9 protein-coding genes and 2 pseudogenes are annotated in these 9,940 nt (G+C 59.3%); 7 read left to right on the forward strand and 4 right to left on the reverse strand.

Annotated features, from left to right (window positions below):
* Window positions 1–737, forward strand: a 737-nt coding sequence (locus B8784_RS07880) for a class I adenylate-forming enzyme family protein (RefSeq protein ID WP_143435363.1), incomplete at its 5' end; no start/stop codon positions are given.
* Between the two features lie 194 nt (window positions 738–931).
* Window positions 932–2,557 (forward strand): thiamine pyrophosphate-binding protein, encoded by a 1,626-nt coding sequence (locus B8784_RS07885; RefSeq protein WP_084397174.1) that lies wholly within the window; start codon window positions 932–934, stop codon window positions 2,555–2,557.
* A 54-nt stretch (window positions 2,558–2,611) separates the two neighbouring features.
* Here the strand turns inward: B8784_RS07885 and B8784_RS22170 are convergent, their stop codons facing one another.
* Window positions 2,612–2,788: an HNH endonuclease gene (locus B8784_RS22170; RefSeq protein WP_407646473.1), complete on the reverse strand. Its 177-nt coding sequence runs from the start codon at window positions 2,786–2,788 to the stop codon at window positions 2,612–2,614.
* On the opposite strand from B8784_RS22170, the pseudogene B8784_RS22275 reads away from it, so the two are divergent.
* A pseudogene (locus tag B8784_RS22275) lies at window positions 2,753–2,934 on the forward strand (hypothetical protein); the annotation flags it as partial. The gene B8784_RS22170 and the pseudogene B8784_RS22275 overlap by 36 nt on opposite strands.
* A 408-nt stretch (window positions 2,935–3,342) precedes the next feature.
* On the opposite strand, the gene B8784_RS07895 reads toward B8784_RS22275, so the two are convergent.
* Together B8784_RS07895 and cls are read right to left on the reverse strand one after the other, a co-directional pair.
* Window positions 3,343–4,050 carry an endonuclease/exonuclease/phosphatase family protein gene (locus tag B8784_RS07895; RefSeq protein ID WP_084397178.1) on the reverse strand — a complete coding sequence of 236 codons (708 nt, stop codon included), beginning with the start codon at window positions 4,048–4,050 and terminating at the stop codon, window positions 3,343–3,345.
* Window positions 4,050–5,408 (reverse strand): cardiolipin synthase, encoded by a 1,359-nt coding sequence (gene cls / locus B8784_RS07900; RefSeq protein ID WP_158085632.1) that lies wholly within the window; start codon window positions 5,406–5,408, stop codon window positions 4,050–4,052. The genes B8784_RS07895 and cls overlap by 1 nt, the downstream gene beginning before the upstream one ends.
* Window positions 5,409–5,599: 191 nt before the next feature.
* Here cls and B8784_RS22175 point away from each other — a divergent pair.
* The 4 genes and pseudogenes from B8784_RS22175 to B8784_RS07920 form a co-directional block, all read left to right on the forward strand.
* Window positions 5,600–5,765: pseudogene (locus B8784_RS22175) on the forward strand (IS6 family transposase); the annotation flags it as partial.
* Window positions 5,766–5,834: 69 nt separating this feature from the next.
* On the forward strand, window positions 5,835–6,908 hold the full coding sequence (locus tag B8784_RS07910; protein WP_143435367.1) for a hypothetical protein: 1,074 nt from the start codon (window positions 5,835–5,837) through the stop codon (window positions 6,906–6,908).
* 200 nt (window positions 6,909–7,108) lie between these two features.
* Entirely contained in the window at window positions 7,109–7,534 is a 426-nt protein-coding gene (locus tag B8784_RS07915) for a DUF2946 family protein (RefSeq protein ID WP_143435368.1), read from the forward strand.
* Between the two features lie 87 nt (window positions 7,535–7,621).
* Window positions 7,622–8,848 carry a TonB-dependent receptor plug domain-containing protein gene (locus B8784_RS07920; protein ID WP_084397187.1) on the forward strand — a complete coding sequence of 409 codons (1,227 nt, stop codon included), beginning with the start codon at window positions 7,622–7,624 and terminating at the stop codon, window positions 8,846–8,848.
* On the opposite strand, the gene B8784_RS07925 is transcribed toward B8784_RS07920, so the two are convergent.
* The gene (locus tag B8784_RS07925; RefSeq protein WP_084396263.1) at window positions 8,787–9,737 is read right to left on the reverse strand and encodes an IS110 family RNA-guided transposase; all 951 of its coding nucleotides are present in this window, start codon (window positions 9,735–9,737) and stop codon (window positions 8,787–8,789) included. The genes B8784_RS07920 and B8784_RS07925 overlap by 62 nt on opposite strands.
* Window positions 9,738–9,940: the final 203 nt, after the last annotated feature.

Consider the following 9,940-nt stretch of genomic DNA (forward strand, 5'->3'; position numbering starts at 1 on the left):
GCGTGTCGCCTGCAGACTTTGACAGCTTTCACAGCATCTATTCCGGTGGGGCCCCGATCTCGCCGAGTCTGGCAACTCGCTTCGAGGAGGAGCTGGGCCATCGCCTGCATACAAGTTTCGGCATGACCGAGACGACCGCACAGACCCACCTTGCCCCCTTCGAGGCCGATATTCCGGTCGATCCCGAAACCGGTGCGCTTGCGATTGGCGTGCCGGTCTGTGGGGTGGATGCGCGCATTGTCGACAAGGATGGCAAGCCATGCGGGCTCAGAGAGCCTGGGGAACTCCTTGTGCGCGGCCCGCAGGTCATGACCGGCTACTGGCGCAAACCGGAAGAGACGGCCGAGACGCTCGCCGACGGGTGGATGCATACCGGCGACATTGGCCTGATGGACGAAGCTGGCTGGTTCTATCTGGTCGACCGCAAGAAAAACATGATCAGCGCGTCGGGCTTCAAGGTCTGGCCGCGTGAGGTCGAGGATGTGCTCTACCGCCACGAAGCCGTGCGCGAAGCCGCCATTGTCGGTGCGCCGGACGAGTATCGCGGCGAAACCGTCCATGCCTTTGTCTCCCTGCGGGCGGGCCAGGCCGTGACGGAGGCGGCGCTGATTGCTTTCGTGCGCGAAAGGCTCGCGGCTTACAAATGTCCGCGCAAGATTCATTTTGTCGATGAGCTGCCGAAAACCCCCAGCGGCAAGATCATGCATTATCAGCTGGCTGACCGGTTGAAAGATTGAGGGGTATGCCGTTTGGAGGCGTCAGAGACACGCCAGCTCCGAAAAAAAGGATCACGCAACGGCTCATGAAAGACAGGCGCTTGTCTTACAGCAAGCGCGCCGCCAAGTGAAAATCAGGCTCCGCCGAAGAACAACGTCCCGTGGCGGAGACATCGAAGCGTGCCCTCCCGAGCAAGACCCATGGACCTGCAGATATGACAAAGACCTATGAAGCCCTCGCCAAAGCCGTAACCGACAATGGTATCGACACCATGTTTGGTCTTATCGGTGACGGCAATCTCTACTTCGTCGACAGCTATATCAGGGATTGCGGGGGACGTTTCATTTCAGCGGCGAATGAAAGGGGGGCCGCCCTGATGGCGCTTGGGCATGGGCGAGCGACAGGCACGCCCGGATGCGCAACGGTGACGCATGGCGGGGCGCTGACCAATACAGTCTCTGCGCTGACCCAGGGCGTGAAGGCGCGCACGCCGATGGTCCTGCTTTGCGGCGACACGGCGCTTGCCGATCGCGACAATTTTCAGAAAATTCCCCAGCGACAGATCGTTGTGGCGACCGGGGCAGGGTTCGAGCAATTGCGGTCGCCTCAGACGATTGCGGAAGATGTTGCCACGGCAATCCGCCGGGCCAGCTTCGAACGCCGGCCGATTGTGCTCAATATCCCCGTGGACTTCCAATGGCTGGACGCCGACTACACTGCCGCGCCCTATCGTAGGCCCAGTCAGCGCGCGCTCGTGCCCGAGAGCTCCGACCTTGACGATGCCATCGGCATTATTGCTGCGGCACGCCGGCCGGTTGTGCTCGCAGGCAAGGGCGCTGTCGACGAGGCGGCGAGTGCAGAAATCAGCAAGTTTGCGGCGCGGCTTGAAGCGCCGCTCTGCACAACGCTTGAGGCCCGGGATCTCTTTCGCGACGAGCCCTTCAATCTGGGGATTTGCGGCACGCTCAGTCACGATCTGGCCAATGAGCTTCTGATGGAAGCCGATTGCATCGTCGGCTTCGGCGCCAGCTTCAATAGCTGGACAATGGGGCATGGCTCCTTCTCGAAGGGGAAGCGCATCGTGCAGGTCGATATAGACCCTTCGCAGATCGGCCGCTTTCTGCGTCCCGATGCCGGTGTCATGGGCGATGCCGGCCTGACGGCGAACCTGTTCGGCCAATGGCTCGACGAGGCGGAGATTCCGGGATGCGGATGGAGGAGCGATGACCTCGCCCGCCGGCTGGCTGACTTCGATCCCTATGAGGGCATTGCTGACCCAGCCCCGGACGATCCTGTCGACATGAAGCGTGCGATCCGCAAGCTGGAAGAAGCCTTCCCGCGGGACCGGGTGGTGGTGACCGATGGCGGACGGTTCCTCTCCGAACCCTGGCGGCATTTGCGTGTCGAGCACCCTCGCGACTTTCTGATAACCGTTGCGCTTGGCTCGATCGGCTTCGGCATGAGCTATGCGATCGGCGCGGCTGTTGCAAAGCCCGACCGGAAAGTGCTGCACGTGACGGGAGATGGCGGGTTCATGCTGGGCGGGCTTGGCGAATTCAACACCGCAGTTCGTTACGGGCTGAACATTGTGACGGTCGTGTGCAATGACGGCGCCTACGGGGCGGAGCATATCCAGTTCCGCAACAAGGACATGGACCCGAAAATCTCCGTTTTCGACTGGCCTGATTTCGCCAGGGTTGCCGAATCCCTCGGTGGAAAGGGCTATACGGTCCGTACCCATGAGGACCTCGATACCGCCCTGGCAGGCCTTGGCGATCAAGACGGGCCGGTCCTTATCGATATGCGGCTCGATCCCGACGAGATGCCTCCTCTCCTCTAGCGGAGGAGGGGATAAGGGAAAGCAGGGATTGGACGACACCTCAGGAAACAGGGGTCACTTATTCCGAACTGCCGCGTAAAGTTCGTCCCGAAAATCCAAGATATCTAATCCGTAGTGCGCTTTTCGATGGTCGTTTGGACAAAGAGCGATCACGTTGGTCAACGTATCTGCTCCTCCCTCTGCGAGGGGTTGGATATGGTGCGTTTCGAGATAGAGCGCCCCACTCGGCATTCTGAATCCTGGGTCACGCGCAATCCATTCCGCTACTTCATCATGTCGCCTGCAATCACACAGCTCGCAGTGATGAGGTGCGTCCGCTTCCCGCTATCCCTTCGCAATGTCGAAGACTTCTCCACGAGCGTGGCGTCAGAATGGCGCGGTCTATGGCTGGATAGGGCAGGGCGCGTTACGAGCTGCTGGAGCCAGGTTCGCATTAGACTGACAGCACCGCCAGCCAGTCTCCTCAAACCCAGCGAATTCGAGACGTCTTGAATTAGTCCCGACATTTCCGGGACTTGCCGGCGCTATTAGCGACTGCACCGGCAAGATCATGCGCCGCGCGCTCAGCCAACCAGCGCCCGGCTAACTGGAAAGGGAGGAATGGCGATGAGTATTGATTTCGAGACCAGTTACAGGATGACGATTGTCGGGAAGCTCGTCGGTGCCGTATCGAGAACGCTCTCGAAGGCCTGTCTGAGTACACCAACTCGCAGACGATCTACACAAATAGCCGCCAGATATGAGGGATTGGCCAGCCCGAGACTGGTTCGGAACACAAAGCACCGTCAGCCTGGTACGGTTCGATCGTTCAGTTCAATATCTATCCAAATCGGTAGATGGTCAGACGCGCGCTCTGCTGAATCCTTCGACAACACGCCATAGGAATCAATGGTATCTATGCCGTTGATCAGGAACCGATCCAGTTTAAAAAGAGGCGCGGATGCGTGAAAAGAGCGCCCGGGGGCGATCTCGGTCCAATGTGATCCGGACGGCAGAAGACTTTTAGTGTCCCGCCACTCGTTTAAATCGCCGCCAATAATGCTTGGGCCGCCCAACTGGTGGGCGGCGTCGAGGACATGGGCCATCTGGAGCAGGCGATCCCGTCGACGTAATCCGAGATGAAGAGCGCCCAATGTCAGGCTCATGCCGGTGTTGTTCACACTCGCCAGTACAGCACCGCGCGGTTCGAGCCCTGGTAGATCAAGCGCTACGAGCCTCTTCAGCTGTATACCCGGCTTCAGGAGAATCGCGTTGCCATGGTGGCCAATCGAGGGTGTATCCGGGTCGGCGTCGATGGCTGTCCATCCTGCACGCCGCACCAGATCGAGGGGCAAGGCTGGTGGCCGTGGTGGCAGACGTTTGTCGCTTTCCTGCAATAGCACGATATCAGGTTCGAGGCGTTTGAGCACACGCAACACCCGCTCGGGATCGCGGCGCCAATCAAGACCAACGGCCTTGCGAATGTTCCAGCTGACGATACGGACGCGCTGCATCAAAGAAGCGGGCCAAACAGCCGGGCAACCGGCGCGAGCAATCTGACATGCCAAGGCCCAGGAATTGCGACCGGGCGTGACCTGGAAAAATCCTCTTCCAGCATGGTCTCAACTTCGGCGGCGAAGGTCGGGTCCTCAATCAGGGCGGTCTCCTCGAAGTTTATCAAGGCCGAACGGATATCCAGATTGACCGTGCCGACCGACGCGATATCGTCATCTATCAATATGACCTTGGAATGCATAAAGCCGGGCTGGTAAGTACAAACTTCGACTCCCGCTTCCGACAGGCTGCGCGCGGCATTACGAGACGCATACCAGGCTATGTTGTTGTCAGAGGGTTCGGGGATCAGGATGCGGACCTCGACGCCTCGCACTGAAGACAGCTGAAGCGCCGTCACCAGGTCGGCATGCGGCACCAGATAGGGCGTCGCGATCCAGAGCCTGTGACGCGCAAGGTTTACGAGGCCGCAGAGCAGCAGGCTGCCCCGCTCGAGACGATCCGTGGGGCCAAAGCCCATGATGAGGCCGCGCTGACTGCCCGGGGCATCTGACGGCGTGGTGGTTTGAAGAGAGGGCAGCTTCTTGCCGGTCACGGCGTTCCAGTCGAACGCGAAGATATCTCGCAGCTGCGTCACCATGGGGCCTTTGATGCTTAAGTGCGTGTCACGCCAGGATTCGAACCTCTTCCCCCCGTCGATGTATTCCTGCCCGACATTGATCCCACCGGTAAATCCAAGCGAGCCGTCGACCACCACCGCCTTGCGATGATTGCGAAAATTCACGCCGAGGCGGCCCAAGGCGCGACTTGGGCCGCGCATGCGGCGTATTTGTATGCCTTCCGCCTGAAGTGCTCGGACATAGCTGAAGCTCAAAAACAAAGAACCAATTATGTCGCAAAGCACACGGACCTCAACGCCGCGTCTGGCCGCCCGGATCAAGTGGTCCTTCAATTCATCGCCGATGGCGTCGGAGCGAATAATATAGAACTGGACGAGTATTTCGCGTTCTGCCGCGTCAATGGCGGCGAAGATTGCATCGAATGTCGCCTGTCCGTCGACAAGAAGCGTGACTGTATTGCCATCGGTGGGGTAGTTGGCGGCGAGGTTGGCAAAACTGTCGAGCCGCCCCTGTTCGGGTCTTGCGAGCGGCTGCACGTCCTGCCCCGCTCTTCCGGAGGATAGTCGGGAAACGCTGCCAAACAAAGCGAAGGCAGGCAACGCAAGGAGCGGAAAAGAAACGAGAAACACGACCCAGGCAGCAGCACCTTGTGGCGTTCTCGCGGTGGTGATCGCAGCACGGGCCACGAAGATGCCGATTACCACGAGCGCGGCCTGCAAACCAATGCCGAGACCAATCATCGTCATGTCCTGTCCGTGTGGTCCGCGCCGGTCATCGGAAATATGGATTCCCGCCATCGAACGCAAGGCACGCCTTGATGATGTGTCGATAACCGACAATTTGAGCGAAACCCGGTAGTGGGTCGCACCGTCTCCCGGAAGAGCGTAGAGCGAAGCCGGCGCCAAGCGCGTTGTAAAGTCAAAACATCGGCGACCGCCAGGAGTTTGGTCACCATCTGAGCAATCGGGCGGAGAACAGCCCTCTACCGTTCAGGCGTCGAGCGGGCCATGTCGAGGTTCCGGCGAATGTGGAGCTTACAGAAATTCGCCTCACCCCACGCCTCGTTCCATGACCAGTTCAATCTCCATCGCCATATCAAATGCGGCAGGTGCGGACATGTCCTGCGAACCACGATAGCGGCGAGTTAGCACCCGGGAGAGGCGAGAATGACTGAGACCCCGACACGTTCATCAATTCGTTATTTCATTGTCCTTCTGCTTGTCGTCCTCGCGCTTGTGGTTTCCGGTTGTAACAATGACGACAGGCCCACTGCCGGCGAGATCGCGCGAGAGTGGCAAGCCAACCCGCCTCGGCGCGTTGAGATGGCTCCGGCGACAAAGTTTGCTGAAGAAGATGCACCAGGCGGCCGGTCCTCTCATCGCAGGATCGTCAAAGCACCGGCTCTTTCGCTTGGGACAGGGACAGAATCAATCGCTTGCGAGGTTCCTGCCGCGAACGCGGAGGAACGGGTGATCATGGTCCGCAGTGGCGGATCACGAGCCCTTTCGACGGTAAGTGTTGGCGCGCCCAACAAGGTCACTTACGTTTCGACAATCGACCTCGAGGCTGGCGACACCCCGCTCTATCTGATCCTCGCTTCAAAAGGCCGGCGAATTTGGCGGATTCAGGGAGCAACAGATCGGCTATCCAGAGTGATATTGGCGAACTCCCTGCCTTATTTTCACGCTGGTGTGACGGGAGTCGAATCAGGTCTGGTGGATTTCGTGAACGCGTATCCCTGCATCCCGAGCCAGGAAGAAGAAACTTCTCGAGATAAACAGGTTCGTGAGGCGCTTGTCGCAGCTCTTGGCCGGTCGCCTGATACAGAACTCAACTTTCAATTTCTCAATCACGTGATGCTGCCTGCCGGGGACGAATTGGATCCATACTCACCGACCGAGCCGGAGTATGACGTCATAAGCATCGACCCCCGGAGCGTTACTTCGAGCGGCGAGGTGAATGAGTACGAGATTTTGCCCATAAGCGCCGGCCTGGCTCAACTGGTCAATGAGGGATTTTTGCGCCCCATAGACGATCCAGACATGCGCCGACCCCGCTATGAGGTCGTAAAGCCGTTCAGTCACATGCCACCGGGTCTTTCCACAAGCGTGCTCTTCGACATACCTGCGGAATTTCCGATGCCGGAGGGGTATGACAAGCCATACTACACATTCATCCTTAAGAAGACGGGTGAATGCGTACGCGGCTACTTGGGATCATGTGGGAGAGAGGCTCAATGAAAGGGATTCGCCTTAGCCGACTGCACCCTGACGGTTCTTTAGGATCGGGTTTAAGCCGCATTCACAATACTGAATGAGCTGAACTCTTGCTTTTCGATGTCAGCTAGATCCCGAAAGCAGCCATTTAAGCCACCTGGCTCTATGTGGCGGCGTGCCGCAGTTGCTTTTCCTGGTCGGATTTGGCCTTCATCCGGCCCACGATGACGGGACGATCTGCAGCTCGCTCGCGGCTCATGTCGCTGCTCGGCGCTCTAGCGCTGATGGCGATGGTCGTGCGGGCGCTTGTCCCCGCAGGCTACATGCTCGAGGCATCTGCAGAGCCCGGGGAGTTTGTGCATGTCGTGATCTGCCATGGCGGCGGTGCGGGTAATGACACGGCGGTCCTCGACCTGAAGACCGGGAAATATGTCGACCCGGACGAGCTTCCCGGCCAATCCGACAGCGACGAAAACGGAAGTTGCCCCTATGCCGTAACGGCGCACTTCGCGCTGCCGGACGTCGCCGTCACACTGGGCAAGCCCGTTTACGCATCGCGGCCCCATGCGCGTGAGCTTGCCGCCATCGCACCGGGACGCGGTCTCGCCGCGCCGCCCCCGCCGCCGCGCGCGCCCCCTCTTTCAATCTGAGCCCTCAAGCACGCGCACGCCGCCGGCGATGCGCGTTTCCTGTGCTGGCCGCAAAGGCCCGCTCTGATTGTTCAAGAGACACATGATATGAAAACCAATCTTCTCTGCAGCACGGCTGCCACCCTTCTGGCTGCGACTTTCCCTGCGCCTTCGGCCATGGCGCAGTCTCCGACCGAACTGCCGCCGATTGATGCGCAGGACACCGAAACCGCACCCCCGGCCAGCCCGCCTGGAGGCGGTTACGCAGTGTCCCGGCGGGAGATCGAAAGCCAGCGCACAGGCTCTGCCGACCCGCTCAGGCTGCTGTCACGCGAGCCAGGTCTTGCCGTTCAGTCGAATGGCGGGATAGCCTCCCTGCCGGTCATGCGGGGGCTCGCCGATGACCGAGTCGGCGTCTTCATCGATGGCCAGCAGGCGACGAATTACTGCCCAAACCACATGAATCCGGTCACCTCCTATATCGATGCCTCCCGCGTCGAGCGGATCGTCGTAACCCCGACCCTTTCGCCGGTCAGCCTGGGCGGGGACAATATTGCCGGCGTCATTTCAATCGAAAGCCGCGCCCCGGACTTCTCCGACGGCGGGATCGAGGTCTTCGGAGAAGCCGGCGCAAGCTATCGCAGCGTTTCCAATGGCCGGGGCGCCTCGCTCGAAGCCAATGTCGCGGGCGAAACATACAGCGCGCGCTATGAGGCCAGCTGGAACAAGGCGGACAATTACGAAGCCGGCGACGGCAGGGAGGTCCGCTCGACCCTTTACGAGAATTACGACCAGTCCCTGCTGCTCGCCGCCCGTCCGGCAGACGACGTCCTCTTCTGGGTCCGGATCAGCCAGCAGGGCGTGCCATATGAAGGCTTTGCCAATCAGCGCATGGACCTCGTCGACAACACCAGCAACAGCGTCCAGCTGCACGGCGAAGGCCCGCTCGGCGCGGGCCGGCTGACGGCGGAAGCCTCGTGGCGCGATGTCGACCATGAGATGAACTTCCTCTCCGACAAAGGCGGGGCGGCCAATGGCGGCATGCCCATGGTCACAGACGGCGAGGATATCTCCGCCAAGCTGACATACGACCTTCCCGTGAAAGGCCTCGGCGATCTGCGTCTCGGAGCCGAGACGTTCCGTGCATCCATGGACGATGACTGGCCGGCCGTTCCGGGCAGCATGATGATGTCTCCGCTGGACTATGTGAACATCAATGACGGCGAGCGGAACCGCACCGGCGCCTGGGCCGAATGGGAAGTATCCGTCTTCGTCAAGTCCGGCTTGGAACCCAGTTTCGGCTATCGCGAAGCAGACTGTTCGCCAGGACGATAAGCTTTCTCATTATGGCTGTGATGGCCAGTTTTGGCGCTTTTCCGGTGGCGACCATCATCTGGTATTTCGCGCTGAATTCCGGATTATGCTTTATGCTAACGAGGGTGGGCATATAGAGCGCCTGTCGCAAATGTGCTCTTCCACCTTGTATGTATCGCTTGCCTCGAAACGTGCCGCTGTCCCGAGCGATCGGAGCAAGTCCTGCAAGACTGGCGGCCGCCTTGTGATCGATGAAGCCGAGTTCGGGCATCTCGGTCAGAAGCATGATCGCGGTTGTTTCTCCAATGCCAGGAATAGTCTGTAGAATGTCGAATCTGGCTTTCAGGAATTCATCATCACGGACCAGCAAACGAAGAGCCGCGTCGATTGCTTTCATGTGACGGTCGATCTGCTCAATCCTTTCCCGTGCCTGGCGCCGCAACAAGGGAGCTATCCGGGCGGAAGACCGGTTGGACGCGCGTGTCCTGTCTTTCACCAGAGCGCGCCGAGCCGATTGTAGCTCTTTCATTTCATTGAACTTGATCGTTCTGTCGCTGACGCGGCGCACAGAAATCATCGCCCCGTATTTTGCGATAAGCCCGGCATCGATCGTGTCTGTTTTCGCCGACACACCCAATGCGTCCGCAAATCGTCGAGCCTGCCGTGGATTGACCTTGCCGAGAGGTATTTCGGCTTTCAGGAAGAACTTCTCGAAGGCAAGATGATACTGCCCGGTCGGTTCATAGAGTAGCTGTTCAAGATGACATCCTGCCATCCAGGTCAGCAATTGCCTGAATCCTTTTTTATCATTCGGGACAGTTATGGTCCTGCCCTCAGGATACATGTGCGCATCCAGAGTGCTCTTTGAAATATCGACGCCGATATGCTGGCGAACTGGTTCGATGGACATTCCAGATCCTTTGCTTGTCGTACGGGCCTAGATGCCCTCGTATCCGTTCAGGTCGCATGGAAATGAAGAGGACGATCAAACTTCCCAACGGCACTTACTCAGCCAGCGCAGGCACGATCCGTTCCTCTACGCCGGCGGGGAAATTGCGCAGTCCCCACCAGCGGTTCTTTTCTAACCAGAAGACCAGGAATCTCTAAGACAAG

Source organism: Henriciella aquimarina, from assembly GCF_002088975.1.
GTDB classification, from domain to species: domain Bacteria; phylum Pseudomonadota; class Alphaproteobacteria; order Caulobacterales; family Hyphomonadaceae; genus Henriciella; species Henriciella aquimarina.

Coding starts and splice junctions, on each gene's coding strand:
- B8784_RS07920 (WP_084397187.1), top strand. CDS start 7,622: ATGAAAACCAATCTTCTCTGCAGCACGGCTGCCACCCTTCTGGCTGCG.
- B8784_RS07915 (WP_143435368.1), top strand. CDS start 7,109: ATGACGGGACGATCTGCAGCTCGCTCGCGGCTCATGTCGCTGCTCGGC.
- B8784_RS07895 (WP_084397178.1), bottom strand. CDS start 4,050: ATGCAGCGCGTCCGTATCGTCAGCTGGAACATTCGCAAGGCCGTTGGT.
- B8784_RS07910 (WP_143435367.1), top strand. CDS start 5,835: ATGACTGAGACCCCGACACGTTCATCAATTCGTTATTTCATTGTCCTT.
- B8784_RS07925 (WP_084396263.1), bottom strand. CDS start 9,737: ATGTCCATCGAACCAGTTCGCCAGCATATCGGCGTCGATATTTCAAAG.
- B8784_RS07885 (WP_084397174.1), top strand. CDS start 932: ATGACAAAGACCTATGAAGCCCTCGCCAAAGCCGTAACCGACAATGGT.
- cls (WP_158085632.1), bottom strand. CDS start 5,408: ATGATTGGTCTCGGCATTGGTTTGCAGGCCGCGCTCGTGGTAATCGGC.
- B8784_RS22170 (WP_407646473.1), bottom strand. CDS start 2,788: ATGCCGAGTGGGGCGCTCTATCTCGAAACGCACCATATCCAACCCCTC.